The following is a 23,413-nucleotide window of genomic DNA, read 5'->3' as shown; positions in this document are numbered from 1 at the left end:
TCCCGCGCGGGTGCGTGGCGGCGTCGATGCGCCCTCACGGTGGCTCTGGCTGGTCAAGTGGTGCGTGCTGGCCGTTCCGCACTACCCCATATTGATCCTTCTTTACCTGGTGTATCCGCCGCTGACGATCGTTGCCGGCATCGCGATCCTGTTCACCGGGCGCTACCCGCGCCCCCTCTTCGACTTCAACGTCGGGGTGCTGCGCTGGTCGTGGCGGGTCATGAACTACCGGTTCCCGATGAACAGCACCGACAGGTACCCGCCCTTTACGCTCGCGCCTCGGCCCGACTATCCCGGCGATCTCGAGGTCGACTACCCGGAGCGGCTCACGCGCTGGGCCGTGCTGGTGAAGTGGTGGCTGCTCGGGCTGCCGCAGATACTGCTGTGCTGGGCGATGGAGCCGCTGCTGCAGGCGCTTTGCGTCATCTCCGCGGTGTGGTTGTTGGGCACCGGGACGATCCACCGGGGCATGTTCGATCTGCTCATGGGCCTCGTTCGATGGCGTTATCGGGTGGCGGTGTATGTATCTTTGATGCGTGACGAATATCCGTCGTTCCAACTGGATCTAGGTAGCACATAACGCGCGAAAACCCGTTGTTCCCTTATATATATCGGTTCGGGCAGCCGATTTTCGACCGGCTTTTCTACCACCGATATCGCCGAGCGGCGATCGCACACGCGACCGGCCGGCTGCTGATGGTCGGCCTCGGACCGGGGACCGACCTGAAGTTCGTGCCGCCCGCGGTGACCTCGGTCGCCGCCGTGGAACCCGTGGCCGCATTCCGGCGGATGGCGGCCCGACTCGCCGATCGCCATGGCGTCGCCGTCGACATCGTCGAGGGGACGGGGGAGTCGATCCCGTTCCCGGACAACAGCTTCGACTCGGTCCACATCGGTCTGGTGCTGTGCTCGGTCGACGATGTGGCCGCGACGCTGGGCGAGATCCGGCGGGTGCTGGTGCCGCGGGGCAGGTTGGTGGTCCTCGAGCATGTCCGCGGCGAAGGCGCGACGGGCCGGCTCCAGGACCTCGTCGCAAGGCCATGGTCCTGGTTTGCCGCCGGCTGCCACCCGAACCGCCGAACCGCCGACGCCATCGCCGCGGCCGGCTTCGATATCACCGGGCTGCGCAGCATCCGAACCCCCGTGCCGTTCCCCTGCAAACCGCATCTGCACGGCGTCGCGACCGCGAACTGAGATTCGGTTCGCGGTGAACCATCCGCGCGCGGATCTCGTGTAGTGGTACACGGGGCACGCCGTCGGTGATGACGCCGCCGCCATGATCGTCGCGGGCCATGACGGAATGGACTGTGGTGATGAATTACTCGGTGTTGGCGCCGGAGATCAATTCGGCGCGGATGTTTTCCGGTGCGGGTTCGGCCCCGATGTTGACCGCGGCCGCGGCGTGGGACGGGCTGGCCTCCGAGTTGGGGTCCGCCGCGTCGTCGTTCTCGTCGATCACATCGGGCCTCACGGGTCAGGCGTGGCAGGGTCCCGCCGCGGAGGCGATGGCGGCCGCGACGGCCCCTTACGCGGGGTGGTTAAGCGAGGCGGCGACGCAGGCCACGGGGGCGGCCGGGCAGGCTCGGGCGGTCGCCGGCGCGTTTGAGGCCGCGCAGGCGGCGACGGTGCATCCGTTGCTGGTGGCCGCCAACCGAAATGGGTTGGTGCAGCTGGTGATGTCGAATCTCTTCGGCCAAAACGCGCCGGCGATCGCGGCCGTTGAGTCCGAGTATGAGCAGATGTGGGCCCAGGACGTGGTGGCGATGGCCGGCTACCACGCCGGGGCTTCGGCCGCCGTCGGACTGCTGCCGCAGTGGCAGCAGTCGCTGTACGGTTTGGCGAGCCGGCTCGCCGCGGCGCTGGGCCTCAGCCCGGTCACCAACCCGGTACCCGGCGATCCGGACTTGATGCGTCAGATCACCAATTTCGGGAGCTTGTTGTCGACCACGGCGCTCGCCGACCCCGACGACAATAATTTTGTTGCGACGACCATCTCGAGCCCGCTTTTCACGGCCATGGTGACGTCCGGGGCCGAGCCCACGCTGGGCCTGGGGGCGCCCGGGCAGACGATACTCACGTTCCAAAGCCCGGTCGCGCCGTTCTTGAATAGTTCGCTCGCCCTTCCCGTTACGGATCCGTTGGCCCCGCTGTTTACCGCGCTTCTTCCGCTCGGCTTCTGAGGTCAACGTCCGGCGAATGGCTCTGGCTATTCGACGCTCACGGCTTCGATGATGTTCAGCCGGGCCGCGCGCCGCGCGGGCGGCACGGAGCCGAGCAGGCTGATCGCCAGCGCGCCGACCGCGAACGCCCACGCCATGGAGTTCGGCCGGAAGGCGACCTGGAAATTCATCAGGTCCCCGCTGACGAGGCTGAACAGCCACTGGTCCGTCAGCCCGAACGCCAGCCCCAACGCGCCGCCGATCACCCCGATGCCCGCCGCCTCGGCCAGCACCATCCGCAACGTGAACCGGCGGCTGGACCCCATCGCGCGTAGCACACCGATTTCGCGGCGCCGTTCGAGCACGGACAGCGTCAGCGTGTTGAGCAGCGCGACCGCGGCCACCAACACGACGATGATCCACACCGCGTTGGCGATGAACATGCTCTGCCGCATCGGCGCCTCCAGGCCCGCCAGCTTTGCCCGGCCGTCGTACGCGTAGTTCGGGGCGGGCACCGCCCGGCGGACGTCGGCCAGCAGGCGGGCGCGGCCGACGCCCGGGGCCGCGGCGACCTCGAGCGTGGTCGCCACCGGGCGGTCGAACCAGGAGCGCAATTGGCCGAGCGCCATCCCGACCGTCCCGATGACCGTCGAGAAGTACGGCACCAGGGCCAGCACGGTCGGCTGCCGCGTGCCGTGCGGCGTTTGCATCCGCAGCCGATCGCCCACCCGAACGTGCAGCGTCCTGCCCAGATTCTGCGAGAGCACCACGCCCCGACCGTCGAGCACCTGGTCGCGAACGTGTTCGTCGAGCGCGCGGTAGAGCGGATCGGCGGTTCCGGAGGAAAACCCGTCGAGCATGACGCGGGTGCCCCCGACCTCGGCGAACCCGAACGCGCCCTCGGTGACACGCCCGACTCCGGGCACCGCGGCCACCCTCTCGGAAAGGCCCTGCGGCAGAGCGTCGGTGGGGTAGCTGTCGGGGGGATCGGCGCTCACCCACACGGGAACGTCGGCGACCGGGGAGAAGATGGCCGTCGCCGACCGGATCATGTCGGCGTTGGTGCCGGTGATCGCGACGGTCGTGACCACCGCGATGAGCACCGTCATCACCGTCGCCCAGACCCTTCGCGGCGCACGCTCGATGGTGGCCGCCGCGAGCGCCCCGACGGAGCCGAACATCCGGGCCGTCGCGGCCGTGGCCTTGACGAGTGGCACGGTGAGCGCGAAGCCGAGCGCGATCTCGGCGGAGAACGCCGCCGCCATCGCGACAAATGCCGCGACGCCGCGCCGGTTGTCGACGACCACGATCGCCGCCGCGAAGACCGCGACGGCCGCAACCCCGCTCGCGATCCGCAGCCAGCGCGGCACGCGATCCGCGGCCGAGACCCTGACGGGCGCCAACGCTTCGATCGGCGTGACCTTGTAGACCTGCCGAGCCGCCATGGCCGCGGCGACCGCACTGGTGAGGGCGGTCGCCGCGACGGCGCAGGGTATCGCGTAGCCGGGCAGCCAGTACTCGATGCGAGCCTCCAGGCCTTGGGTCACGGCCGGCGGCAATCGGCCAATGGCGATGCGGCCCATCAGCATTCCGAGGGCCGAGCCGATGGCCCCGCCGATGACGCCCAGGACCGCCGCCTCGGTGAGCATGTCGCGAACGATCGTGGTGCGGCGCCCGCCGATCGCGCGCAGCAGCGAGATGACCGGCCGGCGCTGGGAGATCGTCATGGTCATCGTGGTGTAGATCAGGAACGCGCCGACCATCAAGGCGACCATCGCGCCCATCAGGGCCATGTAGTTCATCAGCTTGACGCCGTCGCCGGCCCGGGTGGCCCGCGCGCTGGGGTCGGCGACGATGGCCCGGCCGTTGACCGCGGCGGTGACCGCGCCGCGAACCTCGCCGAGATCGGCGCCGGGTTTGGTGGTGATCAGGATCGAGTCGAGCTGACCCCGCCGCCCGGTGAGGTCCTGCGCCAACGCAAGTGGCGCCAGGACATAGTGTCCGCCGTTGAGGGCCGCGACCTGCTTGCCCGCGAGCACCTCCGTGACCGTCACCGACCCAGACCCCAGTTGGAACGTCTCGCCTTTGGCGTGGCCGACGCCCGGCCCGACGCGAACCCCGTTCGCCGGGCCCGGTGGGGCCACGAGCGATCCCCCTACCGCGTCTTTCAGGGCGCCGCCCAACGCGGCGATGCGCTCGTCGGCGCCGAACAACAAAACCGGCCCCGACGACGTCGACGCGGACGTGCGAATCATCGGTGCCGCGGTCGCGACCCCGGGAACCGCCGCTACGTCGGCGGTTATCGCGTCCGGGAATCCCGCGTCGGTGATGCCCGACACCTCGAGCGAGGCGATGCCCGCGATCCCGTCGGCGAGCCGATCGACCGACCCGGTGATCGACCCGAAAATGCCGAACACCGCGACCAAATACATTGCCGATACTGCCATTACGCCGATCGAGGCGATCGTGCGCCGGCGGTGCACGGCGAGTTCACGCAGGCTCAGCAGGCGCAGCCGGCTCGCGGCGGCGCCCATCGCGGGGCCCGGTCTCACACCGGGGCCCTCGACCGCTCGACGGAGCTGATGCGGCCGTCCTGCAGCGCGATCACCCCATCCGTCGCCTCCGCCGCCTCCCGGTTGTGGGTGACCATCACCACCAGCCGGCCGCGGCCGGGTTCGTGCGCCAGGTCGCCGAGGAGCGTCAGGATCGAGGCCCCCGTCGCGGAATCGAGGTTCCCGGTTGGTTCGTCGGCGAGGATCAGCGGCGGGTCCATCATCAATGCCCGCGCCACGGCGACCCGCTGCATCTGGCCGCCGGACAGCTCGGCGGGTCTGTGCTCGGCCCGGTCGCCGACGCCGACGCGGTCCAGCAGCCGAATCGCGTCCGGCTTGGCCTTACCCAACCGGACACCGTCGAGCAGTTTGGGTACCGCGACGTTCTCCCACGCCGACAGCGTCGGCAACAGGTTGAAGAACTGGAATATGAAGCCCACGCGATGACGGCGAAACTCCGACTGCTGCTTATCGCCGAGGCGGCCGATCTCCCGGCCGTCGAATTCGATCGACCCGGAATCGGGGGAGTCCAGAGCGCCGAGGAGATGCAGCAAGGTGCTCTTGCCCGCGCCCGACGGACCGACGACCGACATGAACCGCCCGCCCTCGAGCCGCAGGCTGATCCCGTCGAGCGCCCGCACGCACTGACCGCCGACGTGGTATTCGCGCACGACATCGCGTAGCTCGATGGTCAGGAGTGTGTGGCGGGCGTCGATCCGTCCGATCATGATCCTCCCGCGGGTCCGCGCTCGTGATACCCGAGATAACGAGGCCGGGCCGCGATCGGTTCACCGACCCACGCGTAGGGTTTCGATTTTGACTCTGCGCCCACCAGGGGCCCTACTCGCACTTTTGCCTGGTGGACGCAGAGTCAATAACTCAGCCGCCCCGCGACGCGTAGGCTTTAGATGCGACTCGCGGCGAAATCGGCTGCCCGGTCGACCATTCCGGTTTCCACGTACTGCCTGTGCGCGGCCGGGTATCCCGAGCCCGAGCAGACCGGATCGTTGGGAACGCACAGTTCGATCGTTTTGGGCGCATACAGGGGGCCGATCGCGATCGCCGGCTCCTTGATGATGCTCATGAATTGGCTCGACGGCTTTCCGAAGAGGGCGACCGCGGCCACGTGGTCGGCGATCTCGGGCGGCATCGGCTGCGGTGGCTGTGCGAGATTTGCGCCATCGGGCACCTTATTCGCCGTGACGAAACCCATCACGGCCGCGCCTTGCGAGTAGCCACCCAGCACCATTTTGGTTTTGGGGCAGTTCAGCGCCACGGATTCGACGTGGTGGCCCGCGTCATTGATCCCGTCGATGGCCGTGGGGAAATCCGTGGTGGCCGGGTAGTTGACCGGATAGACGCCCAGCGTTTTCGTGCCGACGCGCGAGCGAAGCGTGTCGACGAAATTCTGGCCGATGCCGCCAACGCCGGGCGGCTCCGTGGTGCCTCGGGCGAAGATCACCTCGACGTCGGGGCACGGCTCGGCGGACGCGGACGGGACGGGTGCGACCGACGGCACCCAAACCGGCGCCAGCACAGCACAAATGACACTGAGGAGAGGTGGTAGCTTCACGGCTCGAATTTTGTCATAGAGCGCATTACTCCTCGTCCTCAGCAGGATGCCCGCGCCGCCGGTCGGCACCGGGCCGCCCGCGGGCGAACGAACCGACGGCGCGGAGCACGCCACGGAACGCGTAGGCCGCCGTCACCACCGACAGCAGGATCAGCAGGATGAACATCGGCAGCCAATTGCCCCGGCTGTGGCTGACGTCCCACCAGATGATGGTGAACAACAGCACGCACGCCAAGAGCACCACGTCGCGCCAATTGCCCTGGTAGGACAGTGCGGCGTTGCGCAACGCGCGATTCCTGTCGGCGGTGTCGACGAGGTCGTCGATGCGGTCGTCGATGGTGCGCTGCAGCTCGGCACGCCTTGCGGTGGCCTCCGGCGGGAGCCGATCCAGCAGGTCCATGTCCTGTTTGATCAGCTCCCGATAATTCGGGCCTTTGAATTGCCCGGCGGCGATGGCCAGCATGGCGCCGCCGAAAACCGGCGCACTGTTCAACGCGATTTGTCCCAGACCCACCACGTCCGCTCCTCCATAGATGGTCGACCTGGGAACGGGCCCAGGCCCGGGATTCAGCGCCGGTGATTCAGGATGCCTTCGGGGGGCGACTCCGCGCTCGCGGCGGCTCGGTGTCCCGGAGTGCGTCCAGCGCTCGCGCCAGCTGCGGATAGGCGATCGCCGGCCCAATCCAGCGGGTGAGGTAGCGCCGAAGGTCGGCGCCGCTGCGGGGCGGACGGCCCGGGTCGGCGAGGAACGACTGCAGCACCCGGAGGCCGAATTCGTTCAGTTCGTCGAGGGCCGCCTCGTCGAAACCATGGTCCTCCCAATCGACGTCGAAGCGATGCAGCATCGACCGTCCGAACGCCAAGGCGGTGTCCGAGGTGATCGAGACGGTCTGGCCGCCGCGGTGGCGCTGATTCAGCACAAGTTCGACCTGATGGTCCGACGCCAGCCGTTCGATGGCGAACGCCATCCCTTCGGTCATCGCCAGGACCGGGTCGGTCACGCCCTTGAGATGGGTCGCCAAACGATCGAGAAAGCCGTCGGCCGAACGCATCGCGGTTGCCACCAGCAACGCCTGCGTCCCGGGGAAGTACCGATAGACGGTTTGTCGTGTGACGCCCAAAGCCCGCGCCACGTCGGCGATCCGCATCGCCGATCCGCGTTCGTCGATGATCGCGTCGGCGGCATCCAGGATGCGCTCGATCGCCTCCTCGTCGGAGGCGGGTGTGTTTCCTGCCCAACCGTGACTGCGCATGCTCAGCGAACCGCGAGCCCGTGTCCGCTCATTCCCATAGCTGGATCATAACGTCTCTCCCGCCACCCACCCGCGGCGAGACACGATGCGGGCCTATTACATTGAATTCCGTTGAGCCACTGATCCTTTAGGGAACCGGCGTGCGCAGGATGAGGTTGACCGCCTCGTCGAGCTGTCCCGCAATCTCGTCGAAGTTGGCGAACCGGGCCGTCATCAGCGCACCGGCGAACATTATCTGCAGGGTGGACTTCACCGGCCGCGGCCACCCCGGACCCAGTGCGGCGGCGATCCGCGTGGACACCTCCTCGCCGATCTGCTGCCGCAGCGGCTTGACCGCCGGATCGTCGGCCATCAGCGCCGCGCCGCAGGCGGTGGTCAGCTCGGGCTCGTCGGCGACGACGAGGGCCATGTCCCGCAACGTCGCGCTGACCCGGGCCTCGGTGGTGTCGTTGACGTCGGTGTGCAGCGGCAGGTCGCGCAGCAGCCGCAGGTACACCGCCGCCACCAGCGAGCTTTTGGACGGAAAGTAGGTGTACGCGCTGGCCGGGGACACTCCGGCGCGGGTCGCGACCGCGCGCATCGTCAGGTTGGCGTACGACGATTCGCGCAGTTCCGCCAGCCCGGCGTCGAGCACCTTGCGGATCGTCCGCGCCGGCCGGCGGTCCGACCGGCGGGCCGTGCCGGCGCGATCGTCCGGGTCGACGGGGCCGTCATCGGCCGCAAAAACCGCTTTTCTAGACACCGGTCCAGTCTAGGAACGCGCCGGCCGCCGGCGCGCGTGTCATCCGCATCGCGGTTGGCCTAGGGTTGCGCCATGGCCGAGGGCGACCGGCGCCGCTGGGACGAGCGGTACACCGCTCAGGGACCGCCACCGCTGAGTGCTGTTGAGCCGCCCGACATCCTGGCGCGCCATGCGGACCTGTTTCCCACCGCGGGGCGGGCTCTCGACCTCGCCTGCGGGCAGGGAGCCGGCGCGGTTTGGCTGGCCCGGCGAGGGCTCGACGTGTTGGGATTGGACATCTCGCCGGTGGCGGTCGGCCGGGCCCGAGACCTGGCCCGGCGCAGCGGGGTCGATGACCGATGCCACTTCGGCGTGGCGGACCTCGACGACGGCCTACCGGCCGGGCCGCCCGTCGACGTCATCCTCTGCCACAGGTTCCGCGACCGCCGCCTCGATCGGGCGATCGTCGAACGTCTGGCGCCGGGCGGGCTGCTGGCGATCGCCGTCCTCAGCGAAGTCGGGGCCGCGCCGGGACCGTTTCGCGCTGCGCCCGGCGAGCTGCCGGCGGCGTTCGCCGAACTCACCCCGGTCGCCGCCGGCGAAGGCCGCGGCCACGCGTGGCTGCTGGCACGCGCCTGACTTCGAGGAGCGGCGCTCGAACCGGCTTTGGGACAAGGGGTTTGAGCCCGCCTACCGAACGGGAGCCAGGCGACGGGGTCGGGGATTCGCCGTTCGGTGTGAGCCGGCCGCGGCGTCCGGTAGTGTCCCGAACATGGAGCGGCGCGTGCTCGAAGCGATCATCTATGAACGCGAACCGCCGATTGCGCGGATCATCCTGAACCGGGTCGACAAGGCCAACACGAAGGACGCGGTATTGGTCACCGAGGTCGACAATTGCCTGCACGAGGCCGACCGCGACAACGAGATCAAAGTCGTCATCCTCAAAGCCAACGGCAAAGGCTTCTGCGGCGGGCACGTGGCCCGCTGGGGCCCGGACGAGGACCCCTACCCGGACTTCGGAGACACCTTCGAAGGGTTGTACAAGGGGACCGCGGACCTCTTTCTGTGGCCCACGCTTTATCTGTGGGAGTTTCCGAAGCCGACGATCTCGCAGATCCATGGCTATTGCATGGGCGGCGGGATCTATCTCGGCCTGCTGACCGACTTCTGTGTGGCATCCGAGGACGCGTATTTCCAGATGCCGCTTGCCCAAAGCCTCGGCGAACCCGGCGGGCACACCATGATCGAGCCGTGGTTGCTGATGAACTGGCACCGCACCATGGACTGGCTGCTGCTGGCGCCGACCCTGTCCGCGCAGCAGGCGCTGGAGTGGGGGCTGCTCAACAAGGTGGTGCCGCGGGATGACCTCGAGGCCACCGTCGAGGAGATGGCACGCAAGATCGCGCAAATCCCGCTGACCACGCTGATGGCGGTGAAGAACAACGTGAAGCGGGCGTGGGAATTGATGGGCATGCGGGTGCACCTTCAGGTCAGCCACATCTTGACCAACATGGTGGGCGCCGCCTCCGACGTCCAGGCGCGGCGGGCCGAACTCATGCAGTCGGGCATGAAGCCGCGCGACTTCGTCGGCCGCGACGAGTAGGGTGAGCAGACGTAGAATCGCCCAAAAGCCCCTGGTTTTGAGCGATTCTACGTCTGCTCGCACAACCTAGCGACTGCGCCCGGCGGCGTGCCGCGCCGCGACGTAGCCGAACACCATCGAGCCGGCGATGCTCGCGCCGGCACCCGGATACGTTCGGCCCATCACCGTCGCGGTGGTGTTGCCGGTGGCGTACAGGCCCTCGATCACCAGGTCCTGCTCGTCCAGCACCTGCGCGTGCTCGTTGGTGATCACGCCCCCGCACGTCCCGACGTCCGCCGGGAAAACCCTCGTCGCGTAGTACGGAGCGCGGTCGAGCGGGCCGACGGCGGCGTTGGGCCGATGCCCCGGATCGCCGAGGCAGTCGTTGTAGGCCGACTGGCCGCGCCCGAAGTCGGGATCCTGGCCCTTGGCGGCGAACCGGTTGAACCGCTGGATCGTCCGCGCCAACTCGTCTGCGGGAAGGTCGATCTGGTGGGCGAGGTCGGCGAGGGTGTCGCCGCGTTTGACGGCACCGTTTTCGATCAGCCCGGACGGCAGGCGCCGCTTGAACGGGTTGGTGCCCGCCACGTATCGGCGCACGTACCCGTCGTCGAAGATCATCCAGCAGGGCACCGCCTTGTTGGCGTACATCGCCTTGCCGACCTCGACGTACGAGTTCGACTCGTTGCAGAATCGCCGTCCGGTTGAGTCGACGTAGATGGCGCCGGGCCGCTGCCGTCCCGAGCCGAGCGACGCGGCGGCCGCGCCGCCGTTGGCGATGAAAACGGAAGGCAACCACCAGGCTTCGTCGAGCAGATCGGTCTTAGCGCCCAGCCGCATCGCGGCCTGCAGCACCTCGCCGGTGTCCCCGGCGTTGGCGATCGACCACCGCGCCTCGTTGGGTTGGTCGCCGCTGTACCGGCGGCGCATCTCGGCGTTGTGGCCAAAGCCGCCCGCGGCCAGCAGGACCCCCCTTCGCGCCTCGACGTTCAACGGTGTGCCGTCGCGGATGACACGCGCGCCGACGACCCGGCCGTCCTCGACGATGAGGTCGTCCAGCGCGGCGTTCGTCCACAGCGGAGGCTGACCATCGGCGAGCTCGATCAGCGCCTTGAGCATTTGGGCGATGAGTGAAGCGCCGTTGGTGAGGATCCGGCGCCGGCGGAGGCGCGCCGCCGCGGTGCGCAGGAACACCCTTGTCGCCACCGCGAACGCCCGCGGCGAACGGTTGTAGTACTGGACCGAGCGCAACTCGTTGGTCAGCACCACGAACCCGTAGTTCTTGGCCAGCGGCGGCTGAACTTTGTCGCTCCAGCCACCCAGCTCCGCGGCGTCGTAGGGAATTCCCTCGACCGCGCGGCCGAATGCGTTGCCGCCCTTGCGATTGGGGTAGTAGTCGCTCCAGCCGTCACACCGGATCAGCCGAACGCCCTTGCGGACAAGGAAGTTGATCATCTCGTAACCCGCGGTGAGGAACGCCTCGCGGCGCGCCGGCGACGAGGGCGCGCCGATGTCGCCGACCACGTCGGCGAGGTAGGCCAGGCCGTCTTCGTGCGAGTCCGCGACGCCCTCGGCCCGCATCAACGGGTTGTTCGGCATCCAGACGATGCCGCCCGAAAGCCCCGTCGACCCGCCGACCAGCGCCTGCTTTTCGACGATCAGCGGCTCCAGCCCGCAGTCGAGCGTCGCCAGCCCCGCCACCATGCCGCCGCCGCCGCTGCCGGCGATGAGCAGGTCGACGGAGCGGTCCCAGCGCGTGGTCACCGTGGCCCCGCGGTGAAACCCAGGTCGGCCACCGGCACGTCGATGGTGGTGTTGGTCTTCTGGATCGCGGGCACCAGCGCGTCGTACGGTAGCCCCGCGAGGAAGCCGTCGACGACGCGTTCGAAGTTCGAGATCAAGCCTTCGATCTGGCCCGACAGCCGCATGTACTCGAAGCCTTTGGAGTGCAACCCTTTCTGCTGTCGCGGTAGGTTGGAGAAGTCCTGGGCGGGGATCGGCGGCCAGCGCAGGTCGTCGGGCGCCATCGGCTCGGGCGGTTCGGGTTTGCCCGCGGAGAGGTCCGCGGGAAACCGGGTGAGGGACCAGATTTCGAACAGCGTTTCCTCGGGGCCCAACGGCCGGATCCGGTACGACGAGGCGCTGCTGTAGGTGGGCAGGATGAAGTGGTGGGGGAAGCAGAAGCCGATGGCGTCGGTGATTCCGCGGCGGACCAGCTCGTTGAGGTCGGGCATCGTGCTGCCGCGGGCTCGATGCCAGGCGACGACCGCGTCGTTGAGGGCGCCGCGCCAGGCGACCATCGCCTCGGCCGGATCGGCCGGCAACTCGATGCGCTGCAGGCCCTCGGCGATGCGGATGTCGTTCCCATGGGTCATGCCGCCCATGCCTTCTCCGAGGGTGCGCATGAAGTAGAGGCTGCTCGCGACGACGGGATGCACCGCTTCGGACGGGCTGCCGGTCTGCGCCGACGGCAGCAATTGGGGATGGGTCTGGGGAACGTGGTAGCCCTCCATGAACGCCGCCGTCGCCAGCTTCCAATTCACCGGCAGCCGGCACGACCGCCACCACTCGACACGCAGCGACTCCACCTGCCACGCATCGTAGATCGACGCGAACGGCTCGAGGCAGTCACGCAGCGCGGGCGCCGCGTCGTCGAGGTTGATCCACGCGCATCCGCCCCAGAGCTCGCACCTGACCGAGACCAGTTGCAGATCGTCCGGGCGCAGGTTCTCCTCGGCGAACGCCTCGGGACGCAGCACGAACGTGTTGCGCCCGTCGATGCCCCAGCACCACCCGTGGAATGGGCAGACGAACGTGCGACGATTTCCGTTGCCTTCCACCAGCTTCACCCCGCGATGACGGCATGCGTTGTGGTAGGCGCGCACGTTGCGGCTGTCGACTCGCACCACGATGATCGACTCGTCGAGGATCTCGTACTCCACGAAGTCGCCGGCCTTGGGGATCTCCTCGAGGCGGCATGCCATCTGCCACACGCGTGGCCAGAACATCTCCGCCTCCAGCGCGTAGAACTCCGGATCGTAGTACCGCTGTTTCGGGATCCGTTCGGGCGTCCGGACGGCCCACGGCACCGGTAGCGGCGTCCAGTTCACATCGATGCTCACCAATTCTTTTCCTCGTTCATACGATTCGCGATACCCGCCCTTGCCAGTAACGTTCGCGGATACGCCTCTTGTAGAGCTTTCCGTTCGGGTCCCGCGGCAGTTCCGCATCGAATTCAATTGTGCGCGGGCACTTGTAGCCGGCCAGGTGCGTTCGGCAGTATTCGATGAGTTCGGCTTCGAGCGCGGGCCCGGGCGCGACGCCGTCGACCGGTTGCACGACGGCCTTGACCTCCTCGCCGAATTCGTCGTTGGGCACGCCGAATACCGCCGCGTCGACCAGCTTGGGATGCATGACCAACACGTTCTCCGCCTCCTGCGGGTAGATGTTCACCCCGCCGGACACGATCATGAATGTCGACCGGTCGGTCAGGTACAGGTAGCCCTCCTCGTCGACGTAACCCATGTCGCCCAAGGACCGCCAGCCGCGGTCGTTGTACACCGAGGCGGTCTTGGCGGGATCCTTGAAGTACTCGAAGTCGGGTCCGCCCTCGAAGTAAAGCTCGCCGGACTCGCCCAACGGAAGCTCCTGCCCGTCCTCGCCAACGACATGCACGGGGCTGAACGGCTTGCCCACCGAACCGGGATGGGCGAGCCACTCCTGGGGGCCGATCGTGGTCCCGGCGAATCCCTCGGTGCCCCCGTAATATTCGTGGATGATGGGGCCGACCCACTCCATCATCCGGTGCTTGACGTCCACCGGACAGGGTGCGGCCGCGTGGATCACGCACTCGAGGCTGGACACGTCGTACTTGCGCCGGACCGCGTCGGGCAGCTTGAGCATCCGCACGAACATGGTCGGCACGAACTGGGCGTGGGTGACGCGATGGGCCTCGATCAGCCGCAGGACGGCCTCGGCGTCGAACTTTCCCATCAGGATCGCGGCGGCGCCGACGCGGTGCACCGCCATGGTGTAGTTCACCCCGGCCGCGTGGTAGAGCGGCGCAGGGGAGAGGTACACGCTCGATTGGTCCATCCCGTACTTGTGGATCAGCGCCATCTCCAGCACCGACTGCGCCCAGGAGCCGTTGCCGTCGGTCGGCAGCGGCCGGCGCACGGCCTTAGGCCTTCCCGTGGTGCCGGACGAATACAACATCTCCGAGCCGTCGGACGCCGGCGGGGCGTCGCCCGCCGCCGCCACAGCGTCGTCGTAGGACCGCCAGCCCGGGAGGTGGCCGCCCACCGCGATATGGACGTCGACGCGTCCGTTGACCTCGCGGAGATGCGCGGCGAGGTCGCCCCCGAAAGGCTCTGACGCGTCGACGAACACCGCCTTCGCGTCGGAGTCGTCGATCACGTAGGCGATCTCGTCGGGGGTGAAGTGGGTGTTGACGGCGGTATAGTAGAGCCCGGAAAGCTGGCAGCCCCAGGTGATTTCGAAGAATTCTGGTCGATTCGGCAACACCAGCGCCACACCGTCGCCGCGCCGCAGCCCGGCGCCGTGCAGCACCGCGGCGACCCGTTGGCTCCTCGCGTGCAGCTCGCCGAACGAGAGCGTGCCGCCGTCGGCCATCAGGGCCGGCGACTCCGGGGCGGTGATCGCGTGGTCGGCGATGTTCACCGGCGAACCTAAGTGGTTGCGGCGCCGTCGGTCTGGGCGGCCGCCGCGGCCTGGCGCCGGGCTTGCTCGGACGGCAGCACCTTGTCCTTGAACACCTGCTGGATCAGCTGCTGCACGTCCTTGCTGATCGACGCGAGCGCGACGAGGTCGTTGGAGCTCTGCCAGTGCACCCGCATGCCCATCAGCTCCCAGGCCCGCTTGAGGTTGGCCTTGGTGGCCAGCAGCGTGGTCATCGGCGCCTGGGCGATATGCCGGGCGATGGCGTCGGCCCGCGCTTCCAGCTGATCGCGCGGAACCACCTCGTTGACCAGGCCGACCTCCAGCGCCTTCTTGGCGTCGATGACCTCGGCGAGGTACAGGTAATACGCGGCGCGGCGCCAGTTCATGAAAACCCATGGCTCGATGGAGCATTCGCCCGAGGGCATGCCGAAGCCCTGCAGGGGCGGGTAGGAGAAGTAGGCGTCGTCGGCGGCGATGACGATGTCGGTGGTCAGCCCGTAGTGGGTGCCGCCGCCGACGCAGTAGCCGTGCACGGCGGCGATGGTGGGCTTGGAGAACTCCCACAGGTTCAGGATCGGCTTGACGAACAGGTCGGTCTGCGGCTTCCAGGGAGAGCCCATGACCTTTGCGCCCTCGACGAAGGCCGGGTAGTCGACCGCGTTGTTGCCGATGGCGTGCCCCGAGCAGAAGCCCTTGCCGTTGGCCTTGAGGATCAGCACCTTGATGTCGTAGTCGCGGTCGGCGTCCAGCAGCGCCGCGTCGACCTCTTCGGCCAGCTTTTGGTCTTGTGCGTTGGCCTTTTCGGGCCAGTTGAGCGTGACGCGCGCGATCGGGCCTTCTTTTTCGTAGATGATTCTCTCGCGCGTCTCGTTGAGGTCCATACGCTTTGCCTTTCGCTATTTTATGAAGTGATGACGCCGATTTCGGCGCCGATGTCGTAGGTGGTTCCGACCTGGCCCGTCCAGTGCACCGTGCCCGAGGCGCCGGCCTCGATTTCCTGTTCCACCTTTTCGGTGGCGATCACATAGATCGGGGCGCCCGCCTCGACGTGCTCGCCGGCGTCGACGAGCAGGCCGGTGAGCTCGGCCTCGGAGACGGCCACCGAGACCCGCGGAATGCGAATGATGAAGTCAGCCATGTGCTTTGGCTCTATCGAAAGTGCGCTGGGCGGCTTCGACGATGCGCGCCGGCGACGGGTACACCTGCGCCTCGAGCGCCGCCGCCGCCGGGTTGGGCACAAACCGGGCGCCCACCCGCTCGACGGGCGCGGCCAGCTCCCCGAACAATTCGGATTGCAGGATCGCGGCGATCTCGGCGCCCGGGCCGGCGAATCGGACCGCGTCGTGCACGATCACGACTCTTCGTGTGCGCCGGGCGGATTCGACGATGGTCTCGACGTCGAGCGGCACCAGGGTGCGCAGGTCGACGACCTCCGCGCTCACCCCCTGTTCGGCCAGGGTGGCCGCCGCGGCGAGCGCGTCGTGCACGCTGCGCCCGTAGCCGATCAGTGTCACGTCGGTGCCCGCGCGCTTGATGTCGGCCTGCCCCAACGGGATCGAGAAGCCGGGTTCGACGGGGACGGGCCCCTTCTTACCCTGCAGCCGGATGGTCTCGATGAACAGGCAGGGATCCTCGTCGAAGATCGCCGCCGTCAGTAGGCCTTTGCCGTCGCGCGGGGTGGCGGGCACGATCACCTTCATCCCGGGAATGTGCATGAACCACGCTTCCAGGCTCTGCGAGTGCGTGGCTCCGGTGGCCAACCCGGCGTAGACCTGGGTGCGGACGGTGATCGGCGCCGCCGTCCGCCCGGCGGTCATGAACCGCAGCTTGGCGGCGTTGTTGATCAGCTGGTCGGCGGCGATGCCGATGAAATCCATGATCATGATCTCGGCGACCGGCAGCATCCCGTCGATGGCAGCCCCGATCGCGGCCCCGAGGATCGCGGCCTCCGAGATGGGCGTGTCCAACACCCGGTCGTGGCCGTGCTTCGTCGACAACCCGGCCGTCGGTCCGGAGGCGCCGGGATCCGCGATGTCCTCGCCCAGCAGGAACACCCGGTCGTCGGCGGCCAGCGCCTCGTCGAGCGCGAGGTTCAGCGCCTCGCGCATCGTCATCTCCTTTTCCCGCATGCTCACACCGGGAACTTGATCGGGGTGGCGTACACGTCGCGCTCGAGTTCGTCGATCGACGGGGGCTCCGCGCTCATGACCGCCGCCAGGGCGTTCTCCACCGCCGCCAGCGCGTCGCCGTCGATGCGGTCGAGCTCGTCCTGGCCGCAGATGCCGGCTTCGGCGAGGTGGCCGCGGAACCGCGGCACCGGGTCGGCCGCCATGGCCGCGGCCAGTTGATCCTCGGGGATGTAAGGCATCCGGTCACCGAAGTAGTGGCCGCGGAAGCGGAAGGTCACGCACTCGATGAGGGTCGGGCCCTCGCCGCGACGGGCCCGCCGCAGCGCTTCGTCGAGCGCCGCCTTGACCGCCAGCGGGTCGTTGCCGTCGACGCGGACGCCCGGCATGCCGTAGCCGGACGCCCGGTCGGCGACGTGCTCGAGCTTCATGGTGTCCGACGTCGGCGTCATCTCGGCGAAGAGATTGTTCTGGCACACGAAGACCAACGGCAGGTCCCACAGCGCCGCCATGTTCGCCGCCTCGTGGAACGAGCCCGTGTTGGTGGCGCCGTCGCCGAAGCTGACCACCGTGACGCGGTCCAGCCCTTTGCGTTTGGCCGACATCGCCAGCCCCACGGCCACCGGCGGTCCGGCCCCGACGATCCCGGTCGAGAGCATGACGCCCTTGTCGGGGTTGGCGATGTGCATGGTGCCGCCCTTGCCGCGGCAGGCCCCGACGGTGCGCCCCATCATCTCGCCGTAGATCTCCTCGAGCGGAACACCCTTGCCGATCAGGTCGTGCAGCCCGCGGTAGGTCGTCACCAGCTGGTCGTCGGGTCTCAGGGCCACCCCCATCGCGGCGGCGATCGCCTCCTGGCCCCGCGACGGCCAGTACACGCAGAGGAATTCGCCGGTGCCGATGCCCGTGGACAGCCGGTCGTCGGCCGCCTTCATCAGGGCCATCAGCTCGTAGAGGCGACGCTCGACGCCCGCCGCGGGATGGCCGTCGCTCACGTAGTTCCTCCAGTTCCGTTGCCGCTCAGCCTGGTTCGCGCCACCGCGGTCACGCGCCCGACCAGGGCTTGACCTTGAGGAACCCGCCGCCGTCGACGCGGAGCTGCTGGCCGGTGATGTAGCGCGCCGCGTCGGACGCCAGGAACAACACGGCCTCGCTGATGTCCTCGGGTTCGACGTAGGGGATAGGCATCGCCTGGACGAGCGGAAAGACCGGTTCGGCGTCCTCGCGCGTCGGTTCCTTCAGGTCGGGCCGGAAGGCGCGGTACATCGGCGCGCTGTGCAGCATGTCGGTGTTGACATTCGTCGGGTGCACCGCGTTCATCCGGATGGAGAACCGGGCCAGCGCCAACGCAAAGTCGTTAACATAATGCGCGGCAGCGAGTTTCGCGAACGCGTAGCCGGCCCCGCCGGGACCGCCGACCCCACTCTCAGCGCCGGAGGCGCTCAGAGACGACATGAAAGCGGCGTTGGACCCGATCACGATGATCGACGCGCCGGCCCGCAGATGCTTGAGGCTCGCGTGCACCAGGTTGAGCACGCCGAGCAGGTCCACGTCGACGGCGTCGGCGAACGCCTGGGGCGGAAGGCCCGCGGTGAGCGGGCAGATGCCGGCGTTGGCGACCACGACGTCGAGGTGGCCGAACTCGGCCACGCCCTGGTCGATCGCGGCGGCGAGGGCCACCCGGTCGCGAACGTCGGCGATCGCCGTGAACGCGCGCTGCCCTTCCTTTTCCACCAGCCGCGCCGTCTCGTCGAGATCCTCCGGTCGCGCCAGCGGGTACTCGTTGGTGTCGATGTCCGCGCACAGATCCACCGCGATGATGTCGGCCCCTTCCGCCGCCAGCACCCGTGCGTGCGAACGCCCCTGGCCGCGCGCCGCCCCGCTGATCACGGCGACCTTGCCCGTCACCCTGCCCATCGCTCTTCCCCTGTCCGAGTGCCTACACCTACGACCCGCGTTGGGGGCCAAAGCCGTTCGCTGCCGACACCGCCGGCGGTGGATGAGGGTGTGACGCGCATGGCCGCGGGCCGCCGACCGGCGCTGTGACGCGCCACCCGTTCACCGCGTCGCGGACCGGGATCGGACCAATGGTCGGCTCCATCGCATCTCTTCCACGAAAAACTGAGCGTGGCTGCAGCCGGGCTATCAATATCCCTTAGAGTAGCTAGAATATCTAAAATAGCAAGAAATGGCGGCGACCGAGGGGATGGCGATGTCCGGCGTGCACGATGGCGTCCTCCACGGCGTCCGAGTTGTCGAGTTGGCGTCGTGGACCTACGTGCCGTCGGCCGGCGCCGCCCTATCCGACTGGGGCGCCGACGTGATCAAGGTGGAAGGCGTGGCCTCGGGCGATCCCGGACGCGCGCTGGTCGTCGGCGGTTTCACCCGCGAGGCGGCCCGCCCGGACGCCGACTTCATCCTCGAGTTGGGCAACCGGGGCAAGCGCAGCATCGCCATCGACATCAAATCCGACATGGGCCGCGACTTGTTCGGCCGGCTGTTGGCCAGCGCGGATGTGTTCCTGACGAATTGGTTGCCCGGCGCGCTCGAACGGGCCCGGCTGACGGTCGAGGACATCCGCTCGTTCAACCCGAAGATCATCATCGCGCGCGGCACCGGGCTGGGGGTCCGGGGCCCGGACCGGGATCGCGGCGGATTCGACGCCGCCACGTATTTGGCGCGCGGCGGGGTGGCGTACACGCTCACGCCGTTCGGGACCGATACGCCCGCCGTCCAGGGGCCGGCCTTCGGCGACCTGCAGGGCGGGGCGACGCTGGCCGGCGGTGTGTGCGCCGCGTTGTTCCACCGGGAGCGGACCGGCGAGCCGACGATCGTGGACTCGTCGCTGCTGGCACAAGCGATGTGGGCGATCGCGCCGTCGATCTCGGCGGCCGATTTCTTCGACATCGACGGCATTCCGGGCGCGCCGCCCGGGTTGGCCATCAATCCGCTGGTGAACAGGTACAAGACCAAAGACGGCAGATGGATTCAGCTGGTCTTCCTGCAGCCCGACAAGTTCTGGGCGGGCTTCTGCCAACGCATCGGTCTGCCCGAGTTGGCCGCCGACGAGCGATTTGTGCCGTCGAGCAACCTGATAGCCAACGCGGCGGCCGCGACCGAGCTGGTGGCGAACGCCTTTGCCGGCCATGACCTCGCGCACTGGCAGAAGGTGCTCGCGGACGAGCCCGGGGTATGGGGCACCCTGGCGACGCCGCGGGAGACGCTGAACGACCCGCAGGTCGAACCCAACGGGTACGTGGTGACGAACGTCGACGACCATGGTGAGAAGTATCGGATCGTCGCCGCCCCCGTGCAGTTCGACGAGACCCCGCCCGCTCCGGCACGCGCGCCGGAACACGGGCAGCACACCGAGGAAATCCTGCTCGAGCTCGGCGTCGACTGGGACGATATCGCCAGGGCGAAGGACCTCAAAGCCATACTCTGATGGGCGGATGCCCGGATCCGCGGGTCTCCTGCGATTTCCGCGTCTTGCGGCATCCGTGTGAATTGTGTTATGTGCTCGCATGATTGTCATCTGATCGGTCTCAACACGATCACAAGCGCGTATCGATGTGGGCCGCGGTCTGGCACAACCCGATCAATCCACAAATCATGGCACAGGGCGCCTTTGAGGATTATTGGGCGCAACGATGCGCACCGCACGGATTCCCTTCCGCTACGCGCGTAGCGGATTTCGTTAGGGCGCAACAGGAGGTATCGACAGCATGATGGCGAACTGGGTTCCGGCCCAGACTTCGTATGGCCCAGGCTCCGGTCGCATTCTCGACACGGCGCGGGGCATCCTTATCGGCCTTCGTCGATGCTCTTCACATGTCGCTTTCGATGAATTGCACAGTGCCGCCCTACGTCACAAGGTGCCGGTATTCGCGATGGCCTGGGCGCTTGTCCACCTGGCCGGCGATGGCGAGAAGACGCCAAGCTTCATCGAAGCGCAGTCGGCGGCGCGTCACGAATGGGGTCCACTGTTCGCCAGGCCGGCCGCGCTGAGCTGTTGAGTGGCGATTCGGAGCTTGGCACGGCCGGGGTCCTGGGGGGTACCGCGGCCGTCGCCATCCGACACCGATGCCAGCGACCAAAAGGCTTGTGACGCTTTCGCTTTTCGGCTCCACGCGCGCGTGCGTCGCGGCTGTCATCACCGCCAGGTCCTGACCCGCTAGCCGCGAACGGGCGCCCAGAGATCGACGGGCACGACGTCCCGCGCCCGGCCGTCCGGGCCCAGGATGCGCCCCCAGGACTTGACCGAGCGCAGCACCACGCGCGTATCCAGCACCGCCACGTCGGGATATTCGGCCATCAGCCGAGAAATCACTGAGTCGAGCGCGGAAACATGGTGCAGCTGCATCGTCACAAAGAGGTTGGCCGCCCCGCCCGCGATCGCGACGCAGAACCGCGTCTCGGGGTAATGGACCAGCGCGCGTCCGACCGCGGCGACCTGCGGCCACGCGACTCGCAGCTTCAGCGCCAATCCCGACGGCCAGCCGGCCTCCACGCGCGCGAAATCCGTTCGGAATGTCAACAATCCCGAGCGGGTCAGCAGACCTAGCCGACGACGCACCACTGGCTCCGAGCGGCCAAGCACCGCCGCCAGGTCCCGGAAGCTGAGCCGACCGTCGCGCTGTAGCGCCAGGAACAACTGGCGGTCAAAGTCGTCGAACTCATGCAGGGGCCCGGTTTTGACGGGCTCGGGAGCCACCGTGCGCACCTGGCCAGAACTGAGACCGCCCAGGCGCCAGCGGGTACCGCTGAACAACTGGGTGATCAGCGCGGACTTTACCCGCTGCACTCCCGGCACCGCCGGCAGCGCTTCCACCACCAATTCGGACATCAGGGACTGGTCGGCGGCCACCAACAAGGCGTACACGTTGTCCTGGCCCGTCGTGATGTTGACGCTGAAGACGTGCGGCCTGCCGGCGAACTGCTCGGCGACCGACCGCGCGGCGCCGGGCTGACACTCCGCCTCAAACAGGGCCGCCTTCACCGGCAATTGCGGACCGACCGCCGAGGACACCCACGCCCGCCCGGCGGATACCAGGCGACGCCACCGCCGCGCCGCCGTCACCGGCGAAATCTCGAGAACCTTGCCGAGCTCTTCGAAACTCACCTGCGGATTGACGTGAAGCGCATCCACCAGCGCGACATCCACCTCGTCCACGCCGTCGCCCACGGTGACAATTGTCGCCCCTGCGCGACGGTTTCCGGCACGAAGACCGCAATTCAGGACCTGAGGCTGACCCATTCGGGGCGGCTGGACCCGCGGGGAACCAGCACCGGGTCCGGCCAGCGGGGCGGGGTATGGCTGAAAGTGACTGGCGGGGCGAGCATGTGGACGCGGCCCATGGGGCTGTCGGCGTCATAGCTGCCCGGCTCGCGGATTGTGCGCTCCTCGTCGCGCCCGGCGTCGGCCGGGTCGACCAGGCCCAGCGTTTGGTACCACATGGCGTTGCGGGTGAGGCTGACGGTGACGTGCCAACTGCCGCCTTCGGTGTGTTGTTTGATCAGCCCGGCCGCGGCGCCCAGCGCGCCCATGTAGCCGGTGATGAAGTCGTTGATCAGCCCGGTGGGCGGCAATCGGGGTTCGTCCTCGCTGCCTTCGATGACCATCAACCCCGAGGCGGCCGAGCCGTTCATGTCGAAGCCGCCGCGGTGCGCCCACGGCCCGGCCGATCCGTAGCAGGTGACCGAGACATGCACCAGGCCGGGGTGGGTACCGGCGAGCTCGTGGGGATCTATGCCGAGCTTTTCGAGTTTCAAGCCGCGGTGGTTGTTCACGACGACGTGGGCGTCGTGCAGCAGCCGGTCGACGTTGGCCTTGCCCGCGTCCTTGGTCAAATCCAGCCAGGCGCTGCGGGACCCGATGTTGGCTTCGAAGTACACCCAGTCGTGTTCGAAGTCGTTGGGGCGGGTCGCGCACAACACGTCGGCGCCCTGCTCGGCCAGCACACGCCCCACCGTGGGCCCGGCCACGGCGTGGGTGAACGACAGCACCCGCACGCCGCCAAAGGGCCGATCGGAGGCGCCGATCTCGCGGGGCGGGGCGTCGCCGATGCGGGTCAACCCGATGACCGGCTGGCCGGCCAGGAGGGCTCCGTGCGGATGAGCCAGCCACTCCGCGGGGCTGCGGGCCACACACGCGGGCAGCCCGGCGTCGTTGGCGGCCTCTTCCAGCTCGAAGGCGTCCCAGCCGGCGAAGGCCTGCGCGACCTTGCCGAAGTCGGGTGGCACGTCGAGGAATCGGCACCATTTGGCAGATTGATGGGGATACACCGCGGAGGCCATCACAGTGCGCCCGTCGCGGGTGCGGTAGGGGATGAGCGCAAACGGATTATCCAGAACCAGTGCGATCGAAGGGAATTCGCCCGCCAGGGTGGGATGCCAATAGAAGCTGGGGTTGATGTGATGCACCGCCTGCCGCAGGTCCAGGTGCAGGTCCTGGCTCGGGCCGCCCCGATGACGGTGCATGGCGGCCGCCGCCACGGCGTTGCCCATCATCGGGATGCCGATCGCCGCGGCCAACCGATGCCGGGCCGGGATGATCGGATCCGCTCCCGCGAATGTCACGCGCCCGCCGGAATCGGCCGCCGACAACCCGATGTCGGCAAGCAGATCGTTAAGCGCGACAGTCGGATTGAACGCGGTATCTTCGCCGCGACATGCTATTTCCACGTCGTCAGGATGAAAGCCCGCCGCCGGGTGGCGAGAAAAGTGACGGAAATTGGTCCGAATTGGCCGCGTCATGAAGGAAACGG

22 protein-coding genes and 1 pseudogene are annotated in these 23,413 nt (G+C 68.2%); 7 read left to right on the top strand and 16 right to left on the bottom strand.

Annotated elements, in window-relative coordinates:
- Nucleotides 1-10: 10 nt before the first annotated feature.
- The 3 genes and pseudogenes from G6N25_RS21685 to G6N25_RS24020 form a co-directional block, all read left to right on the top strand.
- Nucleotides 11-580: a DUF4389 domain-containing protein gene (locus tag G6N25_RS21685; RefSeq protein WP_083074133.1), complete on the top strand. Its 570-nt coding sequence runs from the start codon at nucleotides 11-13 to the stop codon at nucleotides 578-580.
- Nucleotides 577-1,194: a class I SAM-dependent methyltransferase gene (locus G6N25_RS21680; protein WP_083074099.1), complete on the top strand. Its 618-nt coding sequence runs from the start codon at nucleotides 577-579 to the stop codon at nucleotides 1,192-1,194. Before G6N25_RS21685 ends, G6N25_RS21680 begins: the two co-directional genes overlap by 4 nt.
- Nucleotides 1,195-1,313: 119 nt before the next feature.
- Nucleotides 1,314-1,877: pseudogene (locus G6N25_RS24020) on the top strand (PPE family protein); the annotation flags it as partial.
- A 329-nt stretch (nucleotides 1,878-2,206) separates the two neighbouring features.
- Here G6N25_RS24020 and G6N25_RS21670 read toward each other — a convergent pair.
- The 6 genes from G6N25_RS21670 to G6N25_RS21645 form a co-directional block, all read right to left on the bottom strand.
- On the bottom strand, nucleotides 2,207-4,693 hold the full coding sequence (locus G6N25_RS21670; RefSeq protein WP_083074101.1) for an ABC transporter permease: 2,487 nt from the start codon (nucleotides 4,691-4,693) through the stop codon (nucleotides 2,207-2,209).
- 14 nt (nucleotides 4,694-4,707) lie between these two features.
- Nucleotides 4,708-5,406 (bottom strand): ABC transporter ATP-binding protein, encoded by a 699-nt coding sequence (locus G6N25_RS21665; RefSeq protein WP_083074135.1) that lies wholly within the window; start codon nucleotides 5,404-5,406, stop codon nucleotides 4,708-4,710.
- A gap of 209 nt (nucleotides 5,407-5,615) precedes the next feature.
- The gene (locus tag G6N25_RS21660; protein ID WP_372506672.1) at nucleotides 5,616-6,257 is read right to left on the bottom strand and encodes a cutinase family protein; all 642 of its coding nucleotides are present in this window, start codon (nucleotides 6,255-6,257) and stop codon (nucleotides 5,616-5,618) included.
- A 52-nt stretch (nucleotides 6,258-6,309) separates the two neighbouring features.
- Nucleotides 6,310-6,747, bottom strand: a complete 438-nt coding sequence (locus G6N25_RS21655; protein ID WP_179961738.1) for a hypothetical protein — start codon at nucleotides 6,745-6,747, stop codon at nucleotides 6,310-6,312.
- A gap of 118 nt (nucleotides 6,748-6,865) precedes the next feature.
- Entirely contained in the window at nucleotides 6,866-7,537 is a 672-nt protein-coding gene (locus G6N25_RS21650; protein WP_083074104.1) for a TetR/AcrR family transcriptional regulator, read from the bottom strand.
- 127 nt (nucleotides 7,538-7,664) lie between these two features.
- Nucleotides 7,665-8,279, bottom strand: coding sequence for a TetR/AcrR family transcriptional regulator (locus tag G6N25_RS21645; protein ID WP_083074105.1), 615 nt, complete (start codon nucleotides 8,277-8,279; stop codon nucleotides 7,665-7,667).
- A 72-nt stretch (nucleotides 8,280-8,351) separates the two neighbouring features.
- Between G6N25_RS21645 and G6N25_RS21640 the strand changes: the two genes are divergently transcribed.
- Complete coding sequence (locus G6N25_RS21640) at nucleotides 8,352-8,897, top strand: class I SAM-dependent methyltransferase (RefSeq protein ID WP_083074106.1); 546 nt, start codon at nucleotides 8,352-8,354, stop codon at nucleotides 8,895-8,897.
- 133 nt (nucleotides 8,898-9,030) lie between these two features.
- Complete coding sequence (locus tag G6N25_RS21635) at nucleotides 9,031-9,861, top strand: enoyl-CoA hydratase-related protein (protein WP_083074107.1); 831 nt, start codon at nucleotides 9,031-9,033, stop codon at nucleotides 9,859-9,861.
- Between the two features lie 66 nt (nucleotides 9,862-9,927).
- Here the strand turns inward: G6N25_RS21635 and G6N25_RS21630 are convergent, their stop codons facing one another.
- The 8 genes from G6N25_RS21630 to G6N25_RS21595 form a co-directional block, all read right to left on the bottom strand.
- The gene (locus G6N25_RS21630; protein WP_083074108.1) at nucleotides 9,928-11,604 is read right to left on the bottom strand and encodes an FAD-binding protein; all 1,677 of its coding nucleotides are present in this window, start codon (nucleotides 11,602-11,604) and stop codon (nucleotides 9,928-9,930) included.
- On the bottom strand, nucleotides 11,601-12,950 hold the full coding sequence (locus G6N25_RS21625; protein ID WP_232065981.1) for an aromatic ring-hydroxylating oxygenase subunit alpha: 1,350 nt from the start codon (nucleotides 12,948-12,950) through the stop codon (nucleotides 11,601-11,603). The genes G6N25_RS21630 and G6N25_RS21625 overlap by 4 nt, the downstream gene beginning before the upstream one ends.
- Nucleotides 12,951-12,978: 28 nt before the next feature.
- Nucleotides 12,979-14,520: an acyl-CoA synthetase gene (locus G6N25_RS21620; protein WP_083074110.1), complete on the bottom strand. Its 1,542-nt coding sequence runs from the start codon at nucleotides 14,518-14,520 to the stop codon at nucleotides 12,979-12,981.
- A gap of 8 nt (nucleotides 14,521-14,528) precedes the next feature.
- Nucleotides 14,529-15,401, bottom strand: a complete 873-nt coding sequence (locus G6N25_RS21615) for an enoyl-CoA hydratase-related protein (RefSeq protein ID WP_083074111.1) — start codon at nucleotides 15,399-15,401, stop codon at nucleotides 14,529-14,531.
- A gap of 20 nt (nucleotides 15,402-15,421) precedes the next feature.
- The gene (locus tag G6N25_RS21610; RefSeq protein ID WP_083074112.1) at nucleotides 15,422-15,658 is read right to left on the bottom strand and encodes a lipoyl domain-containing protein; all 237 of its coding nucleotides are present in this window, start codon (nucleotides 15,656-15,658) and stop codon (nucleotides 15,422-15,424) included.
- Nucleotides 15,651-16,649, bottom strand: a complete 999-nt coding sequence (locus tag G6N25_RS21605) for an alpha-ketoacid dehydrogenase subunit beta (RefSeq protein ID WP_083074113.1) — start codon at nucleotides 16,647-16,649, stop codon at nucleotides 15,651-15,653. The genes G6N25_RS21610 and G6N25_RS21605 overlap by 8 nt, the downstream gene beginning before the upstream one ends.
- A 2-nt stretch (nucleotides 16,650-16,651) precedes the next feature.
- The gene (locus G6N25_RS21600) at nucleotides 16,652-17,590 is read right to left on the bottom strand and encodes a thiamine pyrophosphate-dependent dehydrogenase E1 component subunit alpha (protein ID WP_083074136.1); all 939 of its coding nucleotides are present in this window, start codon (nucleotides 17,588-17,590) and stop codon (nucleotides 16,652-16,654) included.
- A 100-nt stretch (nucleotides 17,591-17,690) separates the two neighbouring features.
- The gene (locus tag G6N25_RS21595) at nucleotides 17,691-18,563 is read right to left on the bottom strand and encodes a mycofactocin-coupled SDR family oxidoreductase (protein ID WP_083074114.1); all 873 of its coding nucleotides are present in this window, start codon (nucleotides 18,561-18,563) and stop codon (nucleotides 17,691-17,693) included.
- 289 nt (nucleotides 18,564-18,852) lie between these two features.
- Here G6N25_RS21595 and G6N25_RS21590 point away from each other — a divergent pair, with 289 nt between their 5' ends.
- Both G6N25_RS21590 and G6N25_RS21585 read left to right on the top strand, forming a co-directional pair.
- Nucleotides 18,853-20,091, top strand: coding sequence for a CaiB/BaiF CoA transferase family protein (locus tag G6N25_RS21590; protein ID WP_083074137.1), 1,239 nt, complete (start codon nucleotides 18,853-18,855; stop codon nucleotides 20,089-20,091).
- A gap of 280 nt (nucleotides 20,092-20,371) precedes the next feature.
- Nucleotides 20,372-20,662, top strand: coding sequence for an ANTAR domain-containing protein (locus tag G6N25_RS21585; RefSeq protein WP_083074115.1), 291 nt, complete (start codon nucleotides 20,372-20,374; stop codon nucleotides 20,660-20,662).
- Nucleotides 20,663-20,820: 158 nt separating this feature from the next.
- Here the strand turns inward: G6N25_RS21585 and G6N25_RS21580 are convergent, their stop codons facing one another.
- Nucleotides 20,821-21,831, bottom strand: coding sequence for an Lrp/AsnC family transcriptional regulator (locus G6N25_RS21580; RefSeq protein WP_197745686.1), 1,011 nt, complete (start codon nucleotides 21,829-21,831; stop codon nucleotides 20,821-20,823).
- Nucleotides 21,832-21,881: 50 nt separating this feature from the next.
- Nucleotides 21,882-23,330, bottom strand: a complete 1,449-nt coding sequence (locus tag G6N25_RS21575; protein ID WP_158084876.1) for a CoA transferase — start codon at nucleotides 23,328-23,330, stop codon at nucleotides 21,882-21,884.
- Nucleotides 23,331-23,413 lie beyond the last annotated feature (83 nt).

The sequence above is a fragment of the Mycobacterium heidelbergense genome (genome assembly GCF_010730745.1).
GTDB classification, from domain to species: domain Bacteria; phylum Actinomycetota; class Actinomycetes; order Mycobacteriales; family Mycobacteriaceae; genus Mycobacterium; species Mycobacterium heidelbergense.
The sequence above is the reverse complement of the archived record's forward strand: the minus strand, read 5'-3'. Positions and strand labels throughout refer to the sequence as shown.